Raw genomic sequence first — 22,184 nt, forward strand, 5'->3', positions numbered from 1 at the left:
CCGGGGAGGCGCGTGAATGAGCACAACTGGCTTGCTCCACGGCCGGGTCGCCCTCGTCACCGGCGGCACCCGGGGCGTCGGCGCGGGCATCGCCCGCGCCTTCCTGCGCGCCGGAGCCCACGTCGTCGTCTGCGCCCGCAGACCACCCGCCGCGCCCGTCGAGGCCGCCGGCCGCACCGCCCGCTACCTGCCCGCCGACCTGCGCCGCCCCAAAGCCGCCGACGACCTCCTCGACCGCGTCGCCGCCCTCGCGGGCAGGCTGGACGTCCTGGTCAACAACGCCGGCGGCACCCCCCACCGGCCCCTCGACGCCGCCCCCGCCGAGCGCCACGCCCGCATCGTCGAGCTCAACCTCCTCGCCCCGCTCGCCGCCTCCCTCGCCGCCCGGCGCATCATGGCCGGCCAACCGGAAGGCGGCAGCGTGGTGATGGTCGGCAGCGTCAGCGGCACCCGCCCCTCGCCCGGCACCGCCGCCTACGGCGCCGCCAAGGCGGGCCTGGAGAACCTCGCCCGCACCATGGCCGTCGAATGGGCCCCCGCCGTACGCGTCAACACCATCGTCGCCGGCCTCGTGCGCACCGAATCCGCCCACCTGCACTACGGCGACGCCGCCCGCCTCGCCGCCGTCGCCGCAACCGTCCCCGCCGGTGTCTTCGCCGAACCCGACGAGATCCGCCAGGCGCCCGTCTTCCTCGCCTCCGACCGTGCCGCCTACATCACCGGGGCCAGCCTGCTCGTCCACGGCGGCGGGGAACGCCCCGCCTTCCTCGCCGCCGCCGGCGAGGGCCCCACGACCGAGGGGAGCGCTTGAGTGAACGGAATCTGCGCCGGCCGCGTCGTCGCCGTCACCGGCGCCGGCCGGGGTCTGGGCCGCGCCCACGCCCTCGCCCTGGCCGCCGAGGGCGCCCGCGTCGTCGCCGGCGACCTCGGCACCGACCCCGCCGGCACCGGCGCCAGCACGGAGCCGGCATGGCGCACCGCCGAGGAGATACGGCAGCGCGGCGGCGAGGCCGTCGCCCACACCGGCGACATCGCCACCGACGCGGGCGCGGCCTCCCTGATCGCCACCGCCCTGGAGACGTACGGGCGCCTGGACGCCCTGGTCAACAACGCCGGGTTCGTGCGCGACCGGATGCTCGTCAACCTCGGCGAGGACGACTGGGACGCCGTCGTCCGCGTCCACCTCAAAGGCCACTTCCTGCCCCTGCGCCACGCCGCGGCGCACTGGCGCGCCGAGACCAAGGCCGGCCGCACCCCACAGGCGCGCGTGGTCAACACCACCTCCGGTGCCGGACTGCTCGGCAGCGTGGGCCAGGCCAACTACGCCGCCGCCAAGGCCGGCGTCGTCGCCCTGACCCTGGTGGCCGCCGCCGAACTCGCCCGCTACGGCGTCCAGGTCAACGCCCTCGCCCCCGCCGCCCGCACCCGCATGACCGAGGGCCCCTTCGCCGAGGCGATGGCCCCGCCCGCGGACGGCGGCTTCGACACCATGGCCCCCGCCAACGTCTCACCGCTGGTGGTGTGGCTCGCCTCGGCCGACTCCGACGGCGTCACAGGCCAGGTCTTCGAGGCCGAGGCGGGCCGCATCACCGTCATGGAGGGCTGGCACCCCGGCCCCACCACCGACAAGGGCGAACGCTGGACCCCCGCCGAGGCGGGCCGCGCCGTCCGCGCCCTGCTGCCCCGCATGCGGCTGCCCGGACCCGTCCACGGCGCGCCGTGAGGCGGGCGCGTCCACAGGCTCAGGTCGCTGCTGGTGGCCACCGCGAGCGTACGTCCCGACGGGGAGAAGCCCGCCGCGCGGAACTCCGAGCAGTGCGCGTGGAAGACGTGCCGCCACGTCTCGCCGTGCGCTCCCCGCCGGACCCCGCCGCCGGCGGACAGCAGCACCCGCTGAGCGGGCCAGCGCAGACCGCCCCCCATGAGCCCCGCGATGTGCACGCGCGCGCCCGCCACCGGGCCGAGCCCCGGGCACGTCATCGGCCACCTCGTCGTCGGGGTCGTACTCGCGCGCGATCTTCTGCCCGGTGACCGCGTCGAAGAGCCCGTGGCCGCCGGTGGGGACCACCATGACCAGATCGTGCCCGCTGCCGGGATCGACGGCGAAACCGATGCCGAGCAGCCCCCCGACGACCGGCGCGGCGAGCACCGCATCCCGGCGGCATGGGCCGCCCCGTAGGGGCGCGGGGAACTGCGCGACAAGCCACCGACGGCCTGCAGCCGACCTTCACGGCACTTCGCCTGCGGGCGCGTCGTGGCTGATCGCGCCCACGCGGCGGAGCCGCACATCGACACTGCCCGCGCCCCTTACGGGGCCCCGTACGCCCGGCCCGTGCTGCGGCGCACCAGCAGGCGGGGGAGCGCGGCCGGGACGTCGGCCGGCGCGGCGCCGTCGAGCAGGGGCAGGAGCAGCCCGGCCGCGACGCGGCCGAACGCGGCCGGGTCGCGGGCGAGCGCGGTCAGCGGTGGGTGGGCGGTGCGGCACAGCACCGAGTCCTCCCACGCCACCACCGACAACCCGGCCGGCACCGGCACGCCGCGGGCGGCGGCGACCGCCAGGCCCGCCACCGCCATCACGTCGTTGTCGTAGACGAGCGCGGTCGGCGGGTGCGCCGAGGCCAGCAGGCGCCGGGTGACCTCCGCTCCCTGGGCGTCGGAGTAGTCGGTGGTCAGGGACGCGACCTCCGGCAGGTCGCGCGCCGCGGCCTCCGTCCGCAGGGAGGCGATGCGGGCCCGGGTGTGCGCGAGCTCCGGCGGCCCGGCGACGTGCACGATGCGCCGGTGCCCCAGCGCGCACAGGTGCTCCACGACCGAGGCCATGGCCGCGGCGTCGTCCGAGCGCAGCACGGTCACCGGCGCACCCGGCGGCGCCGCGTCACGGCCGGGCGCGCCGACGAGTACGGCCGGCAGGCCCAGTTCGGCCAGCAGCGCCGGCCGCGGGTCGCGCTCGCGGGGGTCGACCACCAGCAGGCCGTCGACCCGGTGCTCGGCCCACCACCGCCGGTGCACCGCGCACTCGGCGGCCACGTCCTCCACCACCTGGAACAGCAGCCCCAGCCCGCGGGCGGCCAGCACCTCCTGCACGCCCGAGACCAGGCCGAGGAAGAACGACTCGACGCCCAGGGTGCGGGCCGGCCGCGCCAGCACCAGCCCCACGGTGGCCGAGCCCTCGCCCGACAGGGCCCGGGCGGCGGCGCTGGGCCGCCAGCCCAGCTGCTGCGCCACCCGCAGCACGCGCTCGCGCGTCGCCGCGGAGACGCCCGGGCGGCCGTTGAGCGCGAAGGACACCGCGCTCTCGGAGACCCCCGCACGCCGGGCGACGTCCTTCATCGTCGGGCGGCGGGCCGGCAGTCGGCGCATGTCCCCACACTAAAGCGCATTAGCGTGCAGCGGCAGTACCGGCGGCAGTATTGACGCAACTCCCTTTGCGGGTGCAGGTTTTGTGCTGCCCGAATCCTTGTGCAGTCTCCGCCCGGCCCACCGGCACCACCCGGCCCGACCGAAGGAGCTCGCCGGCCATGCCCGCTCAGCACAGAACCACCGCGGCCACCGCTTTCCTGCTCGCCGCGGCCCTCGCGCTCACCGGCTGCGGCACCGGCGGCGACGAGGCCGCGGACACCCCGGCGGACGGAAAGCCCGAAGGCCGCATCACCTTCCAGACCTGGAACCTGCGGGCCAAGTACAAGGACTATTTCGAGGGCCTCGTCCGCGACTTCGAGAAGCAGTACCCGGACGTGAAGGTGACGTGGCTCGACCAGCCGGCCGAGCACTACGCCGACAAGCTCGGCGCCGACGCCGCGGCCGGCACCCTGCCCGACGTCGTCAACGTCTCGCCCGACCTCTCCTACCCCCTGGCCAGGGCCGGGCTGCTGGTCGACCTGGACAAGGAGAAGGCCGCCGCCCGCTACAAGGACGAGTACACGCCGGAGGCGTGGCAGGGCAACACCCTGCCCGGGCTGGGAGGTTCCTACTCCTTCCCCTGGTACCTCAACACCGGGCCGCTCTTCTACAACAAGAAACTCTTCAAGGACGCCGGACTCGACCCGGAGAAGCCACCGAAGACCTACGACGACCTCTTCGCCGCCGCCGAGACCATCGCCCGCGCCTCCGGCGGCCGCACCGCCACCCTCGCCGGCACCCCTTCCGTCGAGGACTTCGGCCGCTACGGCGTGCGCCTGATGAACGCCGACGCCACGAAGTTCACCTACAACGAACCCAAGGGCGTCGAACTGCTCACCCGCTACAAACAGCTCTACGACCACGGCGGACTCGACCCGCAGGCGCTGACCAACACCCCCGAGAAATCGGGCCAGAAATTCCTGGAACGAAAAGTCGCCATGAATCCCGGCAGCGCCCACGACCTCGACACCTTCAAGAAGGACGCGCCCACCCTCTACCACGAACTCGGCATCACCGACGCGCCCAACAACACCGGCCGACCCAACATGTACGTGATGGGCCTGGCCGTCGGCCGGCGCAGCCCGCACAAGGCCGCCGCCATCGCCTTCGCCCACTTCGTCACCGACCGCAGGAACCAGGAGGCCTTCGCCCACCGCGTCGCCGTCTTCCCCAGCACCAAGGGCTCCCTCGACGGCCCCTACTGGACCCGCGACGACGGCACCGACGAAGGACGCGTCCGCGTCGCCTCCGCCCGCATGCTCAAGGGCGCCGTCAACTACACGCCCGTGGTGATGAGCGACGAGATGAAGACCGTCCTGAAGAACGAGGTCGCCAAGGCGCTCCAAGGCAGCAAGTCCCCCCGGCAGGCCCTCGACGACGCCGTCGTCCGCAGCAACCAGCTCCTGCGCCAGGACTGACCCCGCCCATGCCGCGCCGCCGACCCGCCCGCGTCCGCACGCACCGCGCCACGAGCCCCTGGCTGTTCCTGCTGCCCGGCCTCGCCGTCGTCACCGCCTTCGGCCTCCACCCCTTCCTGGCCACCGTCCGCAGCGCCTTCACCGACGCCCGTACCCTGAGCCCCGGCCACTGGGTGGGCCTCGCGAACTTCCGCGCGATGGCGGACGACGAACAGTTCTGGACGGCCCTGCGCAACAGCACCCTCTACGTCGTCCTGGTCGTACCGTTCACCGTCGTCCTGCCGCTGCTGCTCGCCCTCCTGGTCCACAAGCAGCTGCCCGGCGTCACCTTCTTCCGCTCCGCCTTCTACACCCCCGTCGTCGCCTCCGTGGTCGCCGCCGCCCTCATCTGGTCCTGGATCCTCGACGACCGCGGCCTGGTCAACGGCATCCTGCACACCCTCGGCGCCGGCCCCGTCCCCTTCCTCGGCGATGCCTGGCTGCTGCTGGCCAGTGCCATGGCCCTGACCGTGTGGAAGGGCCTGGGCTATTACATGGTCATCTACCTCGCCGCCCTCGCCAACGTTCCCCGCGAACTCCACGAGGCCGCCGCCGTCGACGGTGCCGGCGCCCTGCGCCGCTTCGTCAGCGTCACCGTCCCGGCCGTACGCCCCACCATGGTGCTGGTCGCGGCCCTGTCGTCGGTCTCAGCCTTCAAGGTCTTCTCCGAGGTCTTCCTCCTGGCCGGCCCCACCGGTGGCCCGGCCGGCCAGGACACCACCCTCGTGATGCTCGTCCAGCGCACCGGCACCGGACTGAACGGCCGCCTGGGCTACGCCTCCGCCCTCTCCCTCGTCGTCTTCGCCGTCGCACTGCTGCTCATGCTGCTCGTCCTGCGCGCCGACCGGAAGGAGGACGCCTGACGATGCGCACCCCCACCTGGGAGAAAGTCCTGCGCTACACCCTGATGCTGGCCGTCCTGGCCCTGTCCGTCGGCCCCTTCCTGTGGCAGCTGTCCACCTCCTTCAAGGGCACCACCGAGGACATCTACACCACCCCGCCGCGTTTGATGCCCCGCCACCCCACCACCCACAACTACGCCGAGGTCGCGGACATCATCCCCGTGTGGGACTACGCCCTGAACTCCCTCAAGGTTGCCCTCGCCTCCGTCGTCACCAACGTCACCGGCGCCTCCCTCGCCGGCTACGCCCTGGCCCGGCTGCGCTTTGCCGGACGCCGGGCCGCCACGCTGGTGTTCGTCGCCGCCCTGCTGGTACCCGTGGAGTCCGTCGTCATCGCCCAGTTCACCCTGATGCGGCAACTGCACCTGAACAACACCCTCACCGCCGTCGTCCTGCCCGGCTCCATCGGCGCCCTCAACGTCCTGCTCATGCGAGGCGCCTTCGCCGCCGTCCCCCGCGAACTGGAGGAAGCCGCCGTCATCGACGGCGCCACCGTCTGGCAGCGCTTCACCCGCATCGGCCTGCCCGCCGTGCGCGGCACGCTCGCCGTCGTCGCCATCTTCTCCTTCATGGGCGCCTGGGACGACTTCCTGTGGCCACTGATCGTCCTGTCCGATCCCCGGCACTTCACCCTCACCGTCGGCCTGAACTTCCTGCACGGCACCTTCACGCAGAACCCGCGCCTGGTCGCCGCCGGAACCGTCATCGCCGTCGCCCCGCTCGTCGTGATGTTCGCCTGCCTGCAGCGGTACTTCTTCCGAGGCGTCGGGGAGGGCGCCGTCAAGGGCTAGCCGAAGGGACGGCACACACCATGCGATTCGGCGTCAACTACGCCCCCACCCGCGGATGGTTCCACCACTGGCTCGACTTCGACCTCGACGAGATCCGCGCCGACCTCGACTCCCTCGCCTTCCTGGAACTCGACCACATCCGCATCTTCCCCCTGTGGCCCCTCTTCCAGCCCAACCGCACCCTCGTCCGCCCGCGCGCCCTCGACCAGCTCGCCCAGCTCGTCGACGCCGCCGGCGAACGCGGCCTCGACGTCGCCGTCGACGGCCTCCAAGGACACCTCTCCAGCTTCGACTTCCTCCCCGCCTGGACCACCACCTGGCACCGCCGCAACCTCTTCACCGACCCCGACGTCACCGCCGCCCAGGCCGCCTACCTCCACGCCCTCGCCACCACCCTCGCCGACCGGCCCCACTTCCTGGGCCTGACCGTCGGCAACGAGACCAACCAGTTCTCCGCACCTCCCCACCCCGACCCCGACCCCCTCCGACCGCCCGACGCCGAACGCTGGCTGCGCCGCATGCTCGCCGCCTGCGAGGCCGGCGCCCCCGGACGCGCCCACCTCCACGCCTCCTACGACATCGCCTGGTACGACGGCACGCACCCCTTCACCCCCGCCCACTCCGCCCGCCTCGGCGCCCGGACGGCCGTCCACTCCTGGGTCTTCAACGGCACCGCCCAGCGCTACGGCCCCGCCGGCGCCGCCACCGGACTCCACGCCGCCTACCTCGTCGAACTTTCCAAGGCCTGGGCCGACGACCCCACCCGCCCCGTCTGGCTCCAGGAAGTCGGCGCCCCCGCCCCCCACGTACCGCCCGAACAGGCACCGGCCTTCACGGAGACGACCGTCGAGGCCGTCCTGGACTGCCCCGACGTCTGGGGCATCACGTGGTGGTGCTCCCACGACGTCGACCGGCGGCTCGCGGACTTCCCCGCACTCGAATACGGCCTCGGCCTCCTGACGAACGACCGCCGCCCCAAACCGGTGGGACGGGCGCTCGCCCGCTGCATCCGCGACTCCCGCGGCACCCCGGCCCCGCGCCCCCGCACCATGGCCCTCGCCCTCGACGCGGGCGACCCGACGACGGCCCCGGGCAGGGCGACGTGCGCACCGGGCGGTGCGTTCTTCGAGGCGTGGATGCGGCTCGCTGCGCGGGGCCGGCGCCCGGCGGTGGTGCTGGCGCAACGGGCGGATGAAGCCGGGTACTTGGCCGCCCGTGGCATCGAGGAGGTGGTGAGCCTGTGACGTTGCCGGGGGTGGTTGCTGCCCGGTGGGCACAACCAGGTGCACCATTCAGCCCGTCCGGCGTTTGAGGACACCGCGCGGAGCGCGGTCCGGGGGTCCGGGGGCGGAGCCCCCGGGAAACGGTGAAAGGGCGGGGCTGGGGACCAGCCCGCCGCAGGCGCCCCCACCCGCACCACAAAGGAGCCGCATGAGACCCACCCGCCGCACCGTCCTCACCGCAGCCGCCGCCGCAGCCCTCACCGCACTCCGTCCCGCCCCGGCGGCCCCCGACCTGCAGCCCCACGCCTCCTTCTGGTTCCCCGACACCCTCCTCTCCTGGGACCCCCGCACCGACCCCGACCTCCCCTTCAACCGCGCCACCGTCCCCCTGGCCTCCCGCTTCACCCCACCACCGCCCAACCCCATGGCTCACGCCCACCGCGCCCGCATCAGCGCACTCGTCTCCTTCGCCCCGACCTCCGGCAACCCCTCCCAGGGCTCGCCCACCGCCGATCATTACGCGCTGACCCACTGGGCGTACCTGGACGAGCTCGTCTTCTGGGGCGGCTCGGCGGGCGAGGGCCTCATCCTGGCCCCGACCGCGCCCGTGATCGACGCCGCGCACCGCAACGGCGTGCCCGTACTCGGCACCGTCTTCCTGCCACCCGCCGCCTACGGCGGCCAATTGCGCTGGACGCGCGACCTCCTCCGGCGCGGCACCGACGGAGACTTCCCCGTCGCCGGCAAACTCCTCACCGTCGCCCGGGAGTACGGCTTCGACGGCTGGTTCCTCAACGCCGAGACCGGCGGCGGCGACGCCGCCCTCGCCGCGGACATGCGCGACTTCGTCGCCTTCCTCCGCGATCACGGTCACCCCTTGCGGGTGACCTGGTACGACGCGATGGCGGTCTCCGGCGACATCGCCTGGCAGAACGAGCTCAACGACAACAACGCCCCCTTCTTCCGCGCCGCCGACAGCATGTTCCTCAACTTCGGCTGGAACCGTCCCGGCCTGGTCTCCTCCGCCGGTCTCGCCCGCGGCCTGGGCCGCGACCCGTACGAGCTGTGGGCCGGCGTCGACGTGGAGGCGCGCGGCTGGGACACCCGCGTGGACTGGGAGGCGCTCCTGCCGCCCGACGGCCCGCCCCTGACCTCCGTGGGGTTCTACCGACCCGAGTGGACGTGGAAGGCCGCGCCCGCCGGCGAGCGCGCCCCGGCGGCCTTCCACCGGCGCGACGACCGCTTCTGGTCCGGCGCGGCCCTCGATCCGGCGCGGCCCGCGCCCGGGCCGGGGACGTGGCGGCCGCCGGCGGCCTTCGTCGCGGACCGCTCCACCCTCACGGCCCTCCCCTTCGCCACGACCTTCAACACCGGTCACGGCCTGGCCTGGTACGAGCGCGGCCGCGTCACGTCCACCGCCGCCTGGAACCACCTCGGCCTGCAGGACCGCCTCCCCGGCCGCCGCTGGGTGATCCGCACCGACGGCGCCCGACCGGACGTCGGCTTCGACTTCGCCGACGCCTGGCGCGGCGGCAGCAGCCTCCTGGTCACCGGCTCCGGCGCGCCCGCAACGACGGAGCTGTACGCCGCGCGCCTGCCCCTGACGGAGGCGACCGTGGCCGAGCTCGCCCACCGCACCGACCCGGGGTCGGGGGCGGTGCGCGTGGAGCTGGCGGTCGCCCTCGCCGAGGAACAGCCGTACCCGTTCACGTACGTCCCCGTGGCCACCCTCCCGGCGGGCGGCGGCACGGGCTGGACCACCGCCTCCGTGCGCCTGGGGGCGCTGCTGCGCGGCCGGTCCGGGGGCACGGCGTACGCCCTGGGGATCCGGCTGGCCGCGCCGGACGGCGGTCCGGTGCGCTGGCGGCTGGGGGAGCTCGCCCTGCACGACGGCACGCCGCCCGCACCCCGCCCGCCCACGGCACCGGCCGTGACCGCGTCGTCGACCGCCGCGGACGGCACGGCGGCGCTGCGGCTGGCGTGGGGTCCGCCCGCGCCGCGGCGGGGCGCCGGGCGGCCGCGCCACTACGAGGTGCACCAGGTGCTGCCCGGCGGTGAACGCCGCTTCCTGGGCGGCACGTGTGGGCATGCCTACTACGTTCCGGTGCTGAGCCGGACGGCCGGCGAGCCGGCCACCTGCCTGGAGGTGCGTGCCGTGGACGAGCTGTACACCGCGTCGGCGCCCGCGCCCGTCACGTTCCACTGGTAGTGACCTGGTAGTCACCCGACCGGTACCGGGAGGAATCGCCGATGCACGACGACCGCACCGTCACCGAAGCCCGCCTCAAGCGCGTCCTGGACGAGCGGATCCGGCCGGCCGTGTACCCGCAGTCGGTGCCGCTGGCCGTCTCCGTGTGGCACGCCCCCGGGGAACCGGTGCCCGTCGCCAAGGGCCTCGCGGCCGCCGGCACCCCGATCGAGGTCGGCGCGCCGTGGGGGCCGCCGTGGGGCACGAGCTGGTTCACCGTCACGGGCACGGTCCCCCAGGAGTGGGCGGGCCGCACCGTCGAGGCCCTGCTCGACCTCGGCTTCGACGAGAACATGCCCGGCTTCCAGTGCGAGGGGCTGGTGTACCGCCCCGACGGATCGCCCGTGAAGGGGCTCAGCCCCCGCAACCACTGGGTGCGCGTCAGTGACAGCGCCACCGGCGGGGAGGCGGTCGTCCTGCACGTCGAGGCCGCCGCCAACCCGGTGATCCTCGACTACCACCCCTTCGTGCCCACCGAGCTCGGCGACCGCACCACCGCCGGCGACGCCCCGCGCTACCGGCTGGCCCGCATGGACCTGGCCGTCCTCGACCGCACGGTGTGGGAGCTGGTGCAGGACCTGGAGGTGCTGGGGCAGCTCATGGCCGAGCTGCCCGTGGAGGGGGCGCGGCGCTGGGAGGTGCTGCGGGCCGTCGAACGCGCCCTGGACGCCCTCGACCTGCAGGACGTGGGCGGCACGGCCGAGCGGGCGCGCGAGGCGCTGCGGGGCGTGCTGTCCGCGCCCGCCCACGCCTCCGCCCACCGCCTCAGCGCGGTCGGGCACGCGCACATCGACTCGGCATGGCTGTGGCCGCTGCGCGAGACGGTGCGCAAGGTCGCCCGTACGACCGCGAACATGACCGCGCTGCTGGAGGACGAGCCCGACTTCGTCTACGCCATGTCGCAGGCCCAGCAGTTCGCCTGGATCAAGGAGCACCGGCCGGAGGTGTACGCGCGGGTGAAGAAGGCCGTCGCGGACGGCCGCTTCGTCCCCGTGGGCGGCATGTGGGTGGAATCCGACACGAACATGCCGGGAGCGGAGGCGCTGGCCCGGCAGTTCGTGCACGGCAAGCGGTTCTTCCTGGAGGAGTTCGGCATCGAGACGGAGGAGGTGTGGCTGCCGGACTCCTTCGGCTACTCCGCTGCCCTGCCGCAGCTGGTGCGGCTGGCCGGGGCCAGGTGGTTCCTCACCCAGAAGATCTCCTGGAGCCGGACGAACAAGTTCCCCCACCACACCTTCTGGTGGGAGGGCATCGACGGCACCCGCGTCTTCACCCACTTCCCGCCGATCGACACCTACAACTCCCAGCTCTCGGGCCAGGAGCTCGCCCACGCGGTGCGCAACTTCCAGGAGAAGGGCCGGGCCACGCGCTCGCTCGCCCCCACCGGCTGGGGCGACGGCGGCGGGGGCACGACCCGGGAGATGGTGGCCCGGGCCAAGCGGCTCGCGGATCTGGAGGGCTCCGCCCGGGTGCGCTTCGAGAAGCCGTCGGCCTTCTTCGAGAAGGCCCACGCCGAGTACCCGGACGCGCCCGTGTGGGCCGGCGAGCTGTACCTGGAGCTGCACCGGGCCACGCTCACCAGCCAGGCCCGCACCAAACAGGGCAACCGGCGCTGCGAGCACCTCCTGCGCGAGGCGGAGCTGTGGTCGGCCACGGCGGCCGTGCGCACCGGCCTGCCGTACCCGCACGAGGCGCTGGACCGGCTGTGGAAGACCGTCCTGCTGCACCAGTTCCACGACATCCTGCCCGGGACGTCCATCGCCTGGGTGCACCGCGAGGCCGTCCGGACGTACGCGCAGGTCGCCGCCGAACTGGAGGCGCTGATCGGCGAGGCCCTCACCGCCCTGGCGGGCGACCCCGCCGGCGGCCACGCCCTCGTCTTCAACGCGGCCCCCCACGCCCGTGCCGGGGTGCCGGCGGGCGGCGCGGCCCCCGCGGCCGCGCCGGACGGCGCGCCGACCGGCGTACGGCCGCGCGAGGGCGGCGGATTCGTCCTGGACAACGGACTGCTGCGCATCGAGGTCGACGGACGCGGGCTGATCGTCTCGGTCCACGACCCCGCGGCGGACCGCGAGACGCTGGCACCCGGCGCCGCGGCGAACCTCCTGCAGCTGCACCAGGACTTCCCCGCCATGTGGGACGCCTGGGACGTCGACCACTTCTACCGCAACACGGTCACCGACCTCACCGGCGCCGACCTCGTCGAGGCGGCGGGCGACGACGGCGTACGCGTCGTGCGCACCTTCGGCTCCTCCCGCGCCGAGCAGCACATCACGCTGCCCGCGGGGGAGCGCAGGGTGGACATCGCCACGGACGTCGACTGGCACGAGACGGAGAAGTTCCTCAAGGCCGCCTTCCCGCTGGACGTCCACGCCGAGCGGATCGCGGCCGAGACGCAGTTCGGCCACCTGTACCGGCCCACCCACACCAACACCAGCTGGGACGCCGCGAAGTTCGAGGCATGCGCCCACCGGTTCGTCCACCTGGAGGAACCGGGCTGGGGCGTCGCCCTGGTCAACGACTCGACCTACGGCTACGACGTGACCCGCACCGTCCGCGAGGAGGACACCGGCACCACGACCACCGTCCGCCTCTCCCTCCTGCGCGCCCCCCGCTTCCCCGACCCCCGCACCGACCAGGGCCCCCACCGCTTCCGCTACGCCCTCGTCCCGGCGGCGACGGTGGGCGACGCGGTACGCGAGGGGCACCGCATCAACCTGCCGGAACGGCACGTGCCGGGCAGCGCCCGGGGCGTCGCCCCCCTGGTGACGGTGGACGACGACGCGGTCGTGGTCTCGGCGGTGAAGATGGCGGACGACGGGAGCGGGGACGTGGTGGTACGCCTCTACGAATCCCGCGGCGGCCGCGCCCGCCCCCACCTGACGGCGGACTTCCCCGTGACGCGGGCATCCCACTGCGACCTCCTGGAACGCCCGCAGAGGCCGTTCGACCTCGGATCCGCCCTCCCCCTGCGCCCCTTCGAAATCGTGACGTTGCGCTTGTCGCGCGGCTGAGCCCCCAGCCCTCCGGGTCGGCGCCTGCAGGTTTGTGGGCAATCGTTCCGCAGGGCGGAACGGGTGGGCACAAACCGGCCCACCGGGCAGCAACCGGCCCCGGGGTCCGGGGCGCAGCCCCGGGAAACGGTGAAAGGGCGGGGCGGGGGCAAACCCGACCTGGGCGGGCGGTCCGCTTAGCATTCGAACATGAAGCTGCGACTCCCGCGCCTGCGCCGGCGGCTGGCGGCCGCGGCCGCCGCCGTCGCCCTGCTGGGCGCCGGCACCTGGACCGTGGCGGCCACCGCCGCCGGCGGCGATCCGCCCGTCCACCGCGAGGACCGCATGCTGAGCGTCCCGGACGCCCGCATCGACATGTCGTTCTTCACGACCGGCCCGGCCACCGGCCACCCCCGTCCCGCCGTGCTTCTCGCGCACGGTTTCGGCGGCAGCAAGGACGACATGCGGGCCCAGGCCGAGGACCTGGCCCGCTCGGGCTACGCGGTGCTGACGTGGTCGGCCCGCGGATTCGGCCGTTCCACCGGCCGTATCGGCCTGAACGACCCCGACCACGAGGTCGCCGACGTCAGCCGGCTCCTGGACTGGCTGGCCCGCCGCCCCGAGGTGCGGCTGGACGCCCCCGGGGACCCGCGCGCCGGCATCGCCGGCGGCTCGTACGGCGGGGCGATCGCCCTGCTCGCCGCCGGCCACGACAAGCGGGTCGACGCCATCGCCCCGCAGATCACCTACTGGAATCTGGCCGACTCCCTCTTCCCCGGCGACGTCTTCAAGAAGTTGTGGACCGGCATCTTCTTCACCACGGGAACCACGGAACCGGCAGGGGCGGGCCGCTCCGCGGGCCACGGCTGCGGCCGCTTCGAGGCCGACCTGTGCCGGATGTACGAGCGCGTGGCCGTCGCGGGCCGGCCCGACGCCGCCGCCCGTGAACTCCTTGAGCGCCGCAGCCCCTCCGCCGTCGCGGACCGCATCAAGGTCCCCACCCTCCTGGTGCAGGGGCAGAGCGACTCCCTCTTCCCGCTCGACCAGTCCGACGCGGCCGCCGCCGCGATCCGCCGCAACGGCGCGCCGGTCGCGGTCGACTGGATCGCCGGCGGTCACGACAGCGGCACCGGCGACGAGACCGACCGCATCGCGGGGCGGACCCGGTCCTGGTTCGACCGCTACCTCAAAAACGACTCCGGCGCGTCCACCGGCCCGGCCTTCCGCATCAGCCGTACCGGTGGCGTCGACACCACTGACGGCCGGGCCCGGTTGCGGGCGGCAACCGCGGACGCCTACCCGGGGCTGCGCGACGGCACCCGTACGGTGCGCCTGTCGGGCGACCGGCAGGCGTTCGGCAACCCGGCGGGGGCGGCGCCCCCGGCCCTGTCCGCCGTACCGGGCCTGGGCGCCGCGGCCGGGCTGCAGTCCCTGGGCGCCGGCGCCGGCATCGGCTTCTCCCTGGACTTCCCCGGCCAGCACGCCCGCTTCGACTCGGCGCCGCTGACCGAGGGCGTGCACGTCACCGGCACGCCCACCGCGACCGTGCGCGTGGCGTCGGACACCGGCGAGGCGGTCCTCTTCGCCAAGGTCTACGACGTCGGCCCGGACGGCCGCCAGGTGCTGCCGGGGCAGCTGGTGACGCCGGTGCGGGTGAGCGACGCCAAGGACGGCAGGGAGGTGCGGCTGCGGCTGCCCGCGATCGACCACACCTTCGAGGCGGGCCACCGCATGCGGCTGGTGCTCGCCGCCACCGACCTGGGCTACGCCTCGCCGGCCGCCCCGGCCACGTACACCGTCTCCCTCACCGGGCCGGACCTGAGCGTGCCGACCGCGCCGGGCGTGCGGACCGGTTCCTCCGGGCTGCCGTGGTGGACGTGGGGGCTGCCGGCCGGCGGCCTTCTCGTCGCTGCCGCGATCCTCTTCACCGGCCGCCGCCGATCCTCCGCGCCGCCCGCCGACCCGGCACTGGCCGACGTACCGCTGCAGATCACGGACTTGAGCAAGCGGTACGCGGGAAGCGCCGACCGGTACGCCGTGCGGGATCTGTCCTTCCGCGTCGAGCGCGGCCAGGTGCTCGGCCTGCTGGGCCCGAACGGCGCCGGCAAGACGACGACGCTGCGCATGCTCATGGGCCTGATCCGGCCGGACGCCGGCGAGATCCGCGTCTTCGGCCGGGCCGTGCGGCCGGGCTCGCCCGTGCTCTCGCGCGTCGGCGCCTTCGTCGAGGGCGCGGGCTTCCTGCCGCACCTGTCGGGGCGGGCCAACCTCGACCTGTACTGGCGGGCCACCGGCCGGCCCGCCGAGGACGCCCACCTGGACGAGGCCCTGGAGATCGCGGACCTGGGCCCGGCGCTGGAGCGGCCGGTGCGCACCTACTCCCAGGGCATGCGGCAGCGCCTGGCGATCGCCCAGGCCATGCTCGGCCTGCCCGACCTGCTGATCCTGGACGAACCGGCCAACGGCCTGGACCCGCCCCAGATCCGCGAGATGCGCGAGGTGATGATCCGTTACGCCGCCGCCGGCCGGACCGTCATCGTCTCCAGCCACCTCCTGGCCGAGGTGGAGCAGTCGTGCACGCACCTGGTGGTCATGGACCGCGGCCGGCTCGTCGCGGCGGGCCCGGTGGCCGACATCGTCGGCTCCGGTGACACCCTGCTCGTCGGGGTCGACGGCCGGCTGTCCGACGTCACGACGGAGAAGGTGGCCGCCCTGCCCGGCGTGGCCTCGGCGGTGCGCACCGACGAGGGGCTGCTGGTGCGGCTGGACGGCGCGAGCGCGTCCGCACTGCTCGCCGAACTGGTGCGGCTGGAGATCCCCGTCTCCAGCGCCGGGCCCCACCGGCGGCTGGAGGACGCGTTCCTGACCCTGATCGGAGGATCGGCATGAGCACGGCGGCGCAGTCCACGACTGCCGCACCCGGCTACCGCGCCCGGCACACCCTGCCGCTGCGCGTGGAGGCGGCCCGGCAGCTGCGGCGACGGCGCACGGTGGTGATGGGCGCCCTGCTGGCGGTGCTGCCGTTCGTCCTCATCGCCGCCTTCGCCGTCGGCGGCGACGGGCGGGGCCGCGACGGGCGGGTGACGCTGATGGACACCGCCACCGCCTCCGGGCTGAACTTCGCGGCGACCGCGCTGTTCGTCTCGGCCGGCTTCCTGCTGGTGGTGCCGGTCGCACTGTTCTGCGGCGACGCGGTGGCCTCGGAGGCGAGCTGGTCCTCCCTGCGCTACCTGCTGGCCGCGCCCGTGCCCCGGGCCCGGCTGCTGCTGAGCAAGCTGACGGTGGCCCTGGCCTTCAGCGCCGCGGCGATCGTGCTGCTGCCGGCCGTGGCCCTGGCCGCGGGCACGGCCGCCTACGGCTGGGGCCCGCTGCGCATCCCCACCGGCGGCTCCCTGGACGCGGCGACGGCCACGGGCCGCCTCGCCCTGGCGGTGGCGTACGTCTTCGTCGGCCAGCTGGTCACCGCGGCGCTGGCGTTCTGGCTGTCCACCGTGACCGACGCGCCGCTGGGCGCGGTCGGCGGCGCCCTGGGGCTGACCATCGTCGGCAACGTCCTGGACGCCGTCACCGCGCTCGGCGACTGGCGCGAGGTGCTGCCGGCGCACTGGCAGTACGCCTGGGCGGACGTCCTGCAGCCGCACGCCGAACTCGCCGGCATGATCAAGGGCACGGCCGTCTCCACCGGCTACGCGGTCGTCCTGATCGCCCTCGCCTTCCGCCACTTCGGCCGCAAGGACGTCGTCTCGTAGGACCTGTCCGGCGAACCGCGCAGCGCCCCGTAAGGGGCGCGGGGAACTGCGCGATCGGCCACCGGCGGCCCGCAGCCGACGACGAAGATCCGCCGGACAGCCCTGGACCGCCGGCGCTCTCAGCGGTGCCGCACCAGCGGGAAGGGCAGGGTCTCGCGGATCGACAGGCCGGTCAGGAACATCACCAGCCGGTCGACACCGATGCCCAGCCCGCCCGTCGGCGGCATCGCGTACTCCAGCGCGCGCAGGAAGTCCTCGTCCAGCTCCATGGCCTCCGGATCGCCACCGGCCGCCCGCAGCGACTGCGCCGTCAGCCGGCGGCGCTGCTCGACGGGGTCGATCAGCTCGGAGTACGCCGTGCCCAGCTCGGTGCCGAAGGCCACCAGGTCCCAGCGCTCGGCCACCCGGGGATCGGACCGGTGGGGGCGGGTGAGGGGCGAGACGTCGGTGGGGAAGTCCTTGTAGAACACCGGCAGCGTCGTGCGCTCCTCCACCAGCCGCTCGTACAGCTCCAGCACGATGTCGCCGTGGCCGTCCTCCGGCCGGTGCGGGGTGCCGGTGGCGGCGCAGTACGCGCGCAGCGCCTCGATCGTGGTGTCGGCGCCGATCTCCTCGCCCAGCGCCTCCGACAGCGCGCCGTAGACCGTCTTGACCGGCCACGTACCGGAGATGTCGTACTCGGTGCGCTTGCCGTCCTCGTCCGTGCGCACCGCGATCGCCGAGCCGTGGGCGGCCACGGCGGCCTGCTGGATCAGCTCCCGGGTCAGCTCCAGCATCACGTCGTAGTCGGCGCAGCCCTGGTAGGCCTCCAGCATCGTGAACTCGGGGTTGTGCTTGTAGGACACGCCCTCGTTGCGGAAGGTGCGCCCCAGCTCGAAGACCTTCTCCAGCCCGCCCACGCACAGGCGCTTGAGGTACAGCTCGGGGGCGATGCGCAGGTACAGGTCGAGGTCGTAGGCGTTGATGTGGGTGGTGAACGGCCGGGCGTTGGCACCGCCATGGATCTGCTGCAGCATCGGCGTCTCCACCTCCAGGAAGCCGCGGTCCAGCAGCCCCTGGCGCAGCGCCTGGGCCACGGCGCTGCGGGCCCGCAGCGTCCGGCGTGCCTCCGGCGAGACGGCCAGGTCCACGTACCGCATGCGCACCCTGGCCTCGGGGTCGGCGAGGCCGCGGCGCTTGTCGGGCAGGGGGCGCAGGCACTTGGCGACGAGCCGGGCTCGGGTGACGAAGAGCGTCGGCTCGCCGCGGTCGCTGGTGCCGCCCACGCCCTCGGCCTCCAGGTGGTCGCCGAGGTCGACGTGCGTGGTGAAGCGCCCGAGCAGCTCCTCGCCCGAGCCGTCGCGGGTGAAGGCCAGCTGCACGTCCCCGGACCAGTCGCGCAGGACGGCGAAGGCGATGCCGCCGTGGTCGCGCACGAGCATGACGCGCCCGGTCACCGTGGCGCGCTCACCGGTGCGCGAGCCCGGTGCGAGGCCGGCGGCGGCCTGACGGACCTGCGCACAGGTGTGGGTGCGCCGGGCGTCCACGGGGTAGGGGTCCACGCCGGCCGCGCGCAGCCTCTCCAGCTTGCGCCGGCGCACCCGCACCTGCTCGGGCAGGCCGGCCAGTTCGTCCACGGCCGCGCCGGCCTCCTCGCCCTCGGCCAGGCCCAGCTCGGTCAGCGAGGGCAGACCGGCGGTGGAGGCCGGGCGGGACAGGCCACGGGCCCGGCCGCGCCGCCACAGCTTGCCCAGGCTCGGGACGGCCACGAAGCCCTCGGCGATGCCGGCCGCCAGGCCGATGCGGGCCAGGGCGCCGGCGTCGGCGTAGCACAGGAAGCGGGGGTGCCACTCCGGGTTGTACTTGACGTTCGAGCGGTACAGGGCCTCCAGCTGCCACCACTTGGAGAAGAACAGCAGCAGCTTGCGCCACAGGCGCAGCACCGGGCCCGCACCGATGCGGGCCCCCTCCTCGAACGCCGAGCGGAAGACGGCGAAGTTCAGCGAGATCCGCTTGACGCCGAAGCGGCCCGCCCGGGTGCACAACTGGGCGACCATGAACTCCATGACGCCGTTGGGCGCGGCCCGGTCCCGGCGCATCAGGTCCAGCGAGATGCCGTCCGGCCCCCACGGCACGAAGGACAGCAGCGCGATCATCGTCCCGTCGGCGTCCAGGGCCTCCACCAGCAGGCAGTCGCCGTCGGCCGGGTCGCCGAGGCGGCCCAGCGCCATGGAGAAGCCGCGCTCGGTCTCGGTGTCCCGCCAGGCGTCGGCCCGCCGGATGACCTCCTCCATCTCCTCGTCGCTCAGCTCGAAGTGGCGCCTGACGCGCACGGTGGCACCCGTGCGCTCGACGCGGTGGACGGCCTGCCGGGTCACCCGCATCTCCCGGCCCTCCAGGTCGAACGTGGCGACCTGCAGGATCGCCTCGTCGCCCAGTTGCAGCGCACCCAGCCCGGCCCGCGCGTACGCCCGGGCCCCCTCCTCGCCGGCGCCCATGACGGCCGGCTGCCAGCCGTAGCGCCCCGCCACCTCCAGCCAGGCCCTGATGGCCGGGTCCCACGCCTCGGGGTCGCCCAGCGGATCACCGGAGGCCAGGCACACGCCAGCCTCGACGCGGTAGGTGACGGCGGCCTTGCCGCTGGGGGAGAAGACGACGGCCTTGTCGCGCCGGGTGGCGAAGTAGCCGAGCGAGTCCCGGGCGCCGTAACGGCGCAGCAGGGCGCGGATGCGCGCCTCCTCGTCGCCGTGCAGCGCCGCCTCCAGCCGCTGCGAGCGGAACAGCGCCATCGTCGCGTTGAGCAGCGCCAGCGCCCCGAACAGGCCCAGCAGGAAGTAGACCCAGTGCGGCGGGTGCCCGGTGAAGTGCCGGGAGCCGACCAGCCCGCCGCACACCCGGTTGGCCACGAACAGCAGCCGCTTGCCGGCTCCCGGCTCCAGGGTCCCGGGGAACAGCGCGACCAGGCCCCAGCCCACCAGGGTGGCCACCACCAGCCCGGCCACCAGCACCAGCAGGGCCCGCAGGAAGGCGCCGCGCCGGGAGGCGGCGTAGAACTCGCGCCGGGCCAGGACCAGCAGCGCCATGGCCCCCAGGCACAGCACGAGCGAGGGCAGGGTGTCCCAGTAGCCGACCGCCAGCAGCAGCACGTCCGCCAGCAGGAGCAGCGCCAGATAGGCCAGCACGAACCAGAGGGTGACCCTCTTGCGCGCGGCCGTGGCGGCGGCGAGCAGCAGCAGGAAGACGGCGAGGGCGAGGTTGGCGGCGGTGGGCACGGTGAGCAGGTCCAGCGCGCGCGTGACCGGCGCGAGCGCCCGGCGCAGGGGCGGGATCAGCGAGGTGACGGCACAGTACGTGCCGAGCAGCCCGAAGAAGATCGCGAACCCGTTGGGCACCCGCCGCAGGAAGCGGTGCCACCCTGTCACCCGTTCGGCCTCCGGTGCGCCCTGCCGTACCTCCGTCCTGCCCGCCGCGTCGGCTGTGCGGCCCTCGGCTGTGCGGCTCATTCCGTCAGCCTAGGCAGGTCCGGGGCGCGCCGCCCGCCGAATGCGGCACCCGATCGTGTCCCGTGGTGGACCATGCCCGCGACTCTGGGACATTTGGGGAGGTTCCGCACGTCCGAACCGGTTGATTCCCACCCGAATGGAGTATGCCCGCGGAGGGCTCCGCCACGGTGGGATAGGCGAGACTGGCGCACGTCCACCGCCGCTTGGCCGAGGAGGTCCACCATGGCCGTTTCGATTTCCGTGGTCCTGTTGCTGCTGATCCTGTCGGTGGTCTTCATGCGCAGCGGGGGCCTGCGGGCCTCGCATGCGATGGTCTGCGTGCTGCTCGGCTTCATGCTCGCCAGCACGAGCGTCGCCCCGACCATCTCCCACGGGCTGTCCGCCACTGCCGAAATCGTCAGCGGCGTCAGGCCCTGACCGGGCGCCCGCAGGCGCCCGGCGCTGCGGCGCGGCCCCTCAGCGGCCGATCTCGACGTCCTCCAGGACGCCGAGGGCGTCGGGGACCAGCACGGCCGCGGAGAAGTAGGTGCTCACCAGGTACGAGGTGACCGCCTGCTCGCTGATGCCCATGAACCGCACGTTCAGGCCGGGCTGGTACTCGTCGGGGATCCCGGTCTGGTGCAGGCCGATGACGCCCTGGTTCTCCTCGCCCGTGCGCATGGCGATGATCGAACTGGTACCCGTCTCACTGATGGGGATCTTGTTGCACGGCAGCAGCGGCACGCCCCGCCACGAGCGCACCGCGCTCCCCAGCACCTCGATGTTCTTCGGGTACAGACCCCGGCTGTTGCACTCCCGGCCGAAGGCGGCGATCGTGCGCGGGTGCGCCAGGAAGAACTGCGTCTTGCGGCGCCGGGAGAGCAGCTCGTCGAGGTCGTCGGGGGTGGGCGGGCCGCTGCGGGTGTGGATGCGCTGGCTGAGGTCGACGTTGTGCAGGAGCCCGAACTCGCGGTTGTTGACCATTTCGTGTTCCTGGCGTTCGCGCAGGGCCTCGATGGTCAGGCGGAGTTGCTGTTCGAGCTGGTTCATGGGCTCGTTGTAGAGGTCGGCGACACGGGTGTGCACCCGCAGCACCGTCTGCGCCACGCTCAGCTCGTACTCGCGCGGCTTGAGCTCGTAGTCGACGAAGGTGCCGGGGATGACCGGCTCCCCGGAGTGACCCGAGGTGATGGCGATGTCGGCCTCGCCGCGCTTGTTGGCCTTCGGCGCGGGCCGGGAGGCGAAGTCCGCCACGTGCGCCCGCAGCGACTCCGAGCGCTCGGCCAGCTCCTGGAACGCCCGTACCGGCAGGGCCAGGACGGTGCACCGGGTCAGGGCCCGCACCGTGAAGCCCCAGGTGCCGTCCGGCTCCAGCGGGACCCGCTCGCCGAAAAAGTCGCCGTCGGCCAGCGTGCCCAGCGAGGTCTCGTCCCCGTACTTGCCCGGACCGGTCTTGGCGAGCTTGCCGTGGGCGATCAGGAAGACCTCGTCGGCGGGCGTGCCGGCCTCGACGAGCGTCTGGCCCGCGGTGTACTCCCGCTGCACGAAGGCGTCGGCCAGCGCTTCGAGCACGTCCGCATCGTGGTAGTCGCGCAGCAGCGGCAGCTCGCCCAGCTCCGGCGGAATGACCCGCACTTCGGAACCCGTGGAGATGAACTCCACCACACCGTTGCCGACGGTGTACGTAAGCCGCCGGTTGACGCGGTACGTGCCGGCCGAGACCTGGACCCACGGCAGGACGCGCAGCAGCCAGCGGGAGGAGATCCCCTGCATCTGCGGGACGGATTTGGTCGTCGTCGCGAGCTGGCGGGCAGCGCCCGTCCCCAGGCTCAGCTGCTGCGCCGCCTGGTCGGTGGGCTCCGGCTCCACTGATGTGGTCATGTGCGGTGATCACCCATCTGTGAGGAACATGCGGGAACATGCGGGAACGTGCTGCGGGAAAACGTGCGGAGAAAATCGCT

14 protein-coding genes and 1 pseudogene are annotated in these 22,184 nt (G+C 73.9%); 11 read left to right on the forward strand and 4 right to left on the reverse strand.

The features are described 5' to 3' along the window. Positions 1 to 16 precede the first annotated feature (16 nt). Positions 17 to 811 carry an SDR family oxidoreductase gene (locus tag ABD361_RS17905; protein WP_344436370.1) on the forward strand — a complete coding sequence of 265 codons (795 nt, stop codon included), beginning with the start codon at positions 17 to 19 and terminating at the stop codon, positions 809 to 811. Then, positions 812 to 1,723 (forward strand): SDR family oxidoreductase, encoded by a 912-nt coding sequence (locus tag ABD361_RS17910; RefSeq protein WP_344436371.1) that lies wholly within the window; start codon positions 812 to 814, stop codon positions 1,721 to 1,723. Here ABD361_RS17910 and ABD361_RS17915 read toward each other — a convergent pair. Together ABD361_RS17915 and ABD361_RS17920 are read right to left on the reverse strand one after the other, a co-directional pair. Continuing rightward, positions 1,723 to 2,149: pseudogene (locus ABD361_RS17915) on the reverse strand (hypothetical protein); the annotation flags it as partial. The gene ABD361_RS17910 and the pseudogene ABD361_RS17915 overlap by 1 nt on opposite strands. Positions 2,150 to 2,307: 158 nt before the next feature. Then, entirely contained in the window at positions 2,308 to 3,360 is a 1,053-nt protein-coding gene (locus ABD361_RS17920; protein WP_344436372.1) for a LacI family DNA-binding transcriptional regulator, read from the reverse strand. Positions 3,361 to 3,518: 158 nt separating this feature from the next. Here ABD361_RS17920 and ABD361_RS17925 point away from each other — a divergent pair, with 158 nt between their 5' ends. From ABD361_RS17925 to ABD361_RS17960, 8 genes are all read left to right on the forward strand, one after another. After that, the gene (locus ABD361_RS17925; RefSeq protein WP_344436373.1) at positions 3,519 to 4,817 is read left to right on the forward strand and encodes an ABC transporter substrate-binding protein; all 1,299 of its coding nucleotides are present in this window, start codon (positions 3,519 to 3,521) and stop codon (positions 4,815 to 4,817) included. An 8-nt stretch (positions 4,818 to 4,825) separates the two neighbouring features. Next, positions 4,826 to 5,719 carry a carbohydrate ABC transporter permease gene (locus ABD361_RS17930; protein WP_344436374.1) on the forward strand — a complete coding sequence of 298 codons (894 nt, stop codon included), beginning with the start codon at positions 4,826 to 4,828 and terminating at the stop codon, positions 5,717 to 5,719. 2 nt (positions 5,720 to 5,721) lie between these two features. Beyond that, entirely contained in the window at positions 5,722 to 6,549 is an 828-nt protein-coding gene (locus ABD361_RS17935; protein ID WP_344436375.1) for a carbohydrate ABC transporter permease, read from the forward strand. 20 nt (positions 6,550 to 6,569) lie between these two features. After that, positions 6,570 to 7,793 (forward strand): glycoside hydrolase 5 family protein, encoded by a 1,224-nt coding sequence (locus ABD361_RS17940; protein ID WP_344436376.1) that lies wholly within the window; start codon positions 6,570 to 6,572, stop codon positions 7,791 to 7,793. A gap of 187 nt (positions 7,794 to 7,980) precedes the next feature. Then, a complete protein-coding gene (locus tag ABD361_RS17945) occupies positions 7,981 to 9,981 on the forward strand; it encodes an endo-beta-N-acetylglucosaminidase (protein ID WP_344436377.1) in 2,001 nt (666 codons plus the stop codon). A gap of 41 nt (positions 9,982 to 10,022) precedes the next feature. Then, positions 10,023 to 13,034 (forward strand): alpha-mannosidase, encoded by a 3,012-nt coding sequence (locus ABD361_RS17950; RefSeq protein ID WP_344436378.1) that lies wholly within the window; start codon positions 10,023 to 10,025, stop codon positions 13,032 to 13,034. Positions 13,035 to 13,223: 189 nt separating this feature from the next. Beyond that, positions 13,224 to 15,902, forward strand: a complete 2,679-nt coding sequence (locus ABD361_RS17955; RefSeq protein ID WP_344436380.1) for an alpha/beta fold hydrolase — start codon at positions 13,224 to 13,226, stop codon at positions 15,900 to 15,902. Continuing rightward, complete coding sequence (locus ABD361_RS17960; RefSeq protein WP_344436381.1) at positions 15,899 to 16,762, forward strand: ABC transporter permease; 864 nt, start codon at positions 15,899 to 15,901, stop codon at positions 16,760 to 16,762. Before ABD361_RS17955 ends, ABD361_RS17960 begins: the two co-directional genes overlap by 4 nt. 119 nt (positions 16,763 to 16,881) lie before the next feature. Here ABD361_RS17960 and lysX read toward each other — a convergent pair whose 3' ends face one another. Beyond that, positions 16,882 to 20,244 (reverse strand): bifunctional lysylphosphatidylglycerol synthetase/lysine--tRNA ligase LysX, encoded by a 3,363-nt coding sequence (gene lysX / locus ABD361_RS17965; protein WP_344436382.1) that lies wholly within the window; start codon positions 20,242 to 20,244, stop codon positions 16,882 to 16,884. Between the two features lie 222 nt (positions 20,245 to 20,466). On the opposite strand from lysX, the gene ABD361_RS17970 reads away from it, so the two are divergent. Then, positions 20,467 to 20,661 (forward strand): hypothetical protein, encoded by a 195-nt coding sequence (locus tag ABD361_RS17970; RefSeq protein WP_344436383.1) that lies wholly within the window; start codon positions 20,467 to 20,469, stop codon positions 20,659 to 20,661. Positions 20,662 to 20,700: 39 nt separating this feature from the next. Here the strand turns inward: ABD361_RS17970 and ABD361_RS17975 are convergent, their stop codons facing one another. Beyond that, a complete protein-coding gene (locus tag ABD361_RS17975; RefSeq protein ID WP_344436384.1) occupies positions 20,701 to 22,104 on the reverse strand; it encodes a family 2B encapsulin nanocompartment shell protein in 1,404 nt (467 codons plus the stop codon). Positions 22,105 to 22,184: the final 80 nt, after the last annotated feature.

It is taken from the genome of Streptomyces luteosporeus (assembly GCF_039532865.1).
GTDB lineage: Bacteria > Actinomycetota > Actinomycetes > Streptomycetales > Streptomycetaceae > Streptomyces > Streptomyces luteosporeus.

What these genes read in the sequence shown, in the direction of transcription:
- ABD361_RS17975 (WP_344436384.1), bottom strand. Translation starts at nt 22,104, where the DNA reads ATGACCACATCAGTGGAGCCGGAGCCCACCGACCAGGCGGCGCAGCAG.
- lysX (WP_344436382.1), bottom strand. Translation starts at nt 20,244, where the DNA reads ATGAGCCGCACAGCCGAGGGCCGCACAGCCGACGCGGCGGGCAGGACG.
- ABD361_RS17940 (WP_344436376.1), top strand. Translation starts at nt 6,570, where the DNA reads ATGCGATTCGGCGTCAACTACGCCCCCACCCGCGGATGGTTCCACCAC.
- ABD361_RS17935 (WP_344436375.1), top strand. Translation starts at nt 5,722, where the DNA reads ATGCGCACCCCCACCTGGGAGAAAGTCCTGCGCTACACCCTGATGCTG.
- ABD361_RS17905 (WP_344436370.1), top strand. Translation starts at nt 17, where the DNA reads ATGAGCACAACTGGCTTGCTCCACGGCCGGGTCGCCCTCGTCACCGGC.
- ABD361_RS17930 (WP_344436374.1), top strand. Translation starts at nt 4,826, where the DNA reads ATGCCGCGCCGCCGACCCGCCCGCGTCCGCACGCACCGCGCCACGAGC.
- ABD361_RS17950 (WP_344436378.1), top strand. Translation starts at nt 10,023, where the DNA reads ATGCACGACGACCGCACCGTCACCGAAGCCCGCCTCAAGCGCGTCCTG.
- ABD361_RS17920 (WP_344436372.1), bottom strand. Translation starts at nt 3,360, where the DNA reads ATGCGCCGACTGCCGGCCCGCCGCCCGACGATGAAGGACGTCGCCCGG.
- ABD361_RS17955 (WP_344436380.1), top strand. Translation starts at nt 13,224, where the DNA reads ATGAAGCTGCGACTCCCGCGCCTGCGCCGGCGGCTGGCGGCCGCGGCC.
- ABD361_RS17960 (WP_344436381.1), top strand. Translation starts at nt 15,899, where the DNA reads ATGAGCACGGCGGCGCAGTCCACGACTGCCGCACCCGGCTACCGCGCC.
- ABD361_RS17970 (WP_344436383.1), top strand. Translation starts at nt 20,467, where the DNA reads ATGGCCGTTTCGATTTCCGTGGTCCTGTTGCTGCTGATCCTGTCGGTG.
- ABD361_RS17945 (WP_344436377.1), top strand. Translation starts at nt 7,981, where the DNA reads ATGAGACCCACCCGCCGCACCGTCCTCACCGCAGCCGCCGCCGCAGCC.
- ABD361_RS17925 (WP_344436373.1), top strand. Translation starts at nt 3,519, where the DNA reads ATGCCCGCTCAGCACAGAACCACCGCGGCCACCGCTTTCCTGCTCGCC.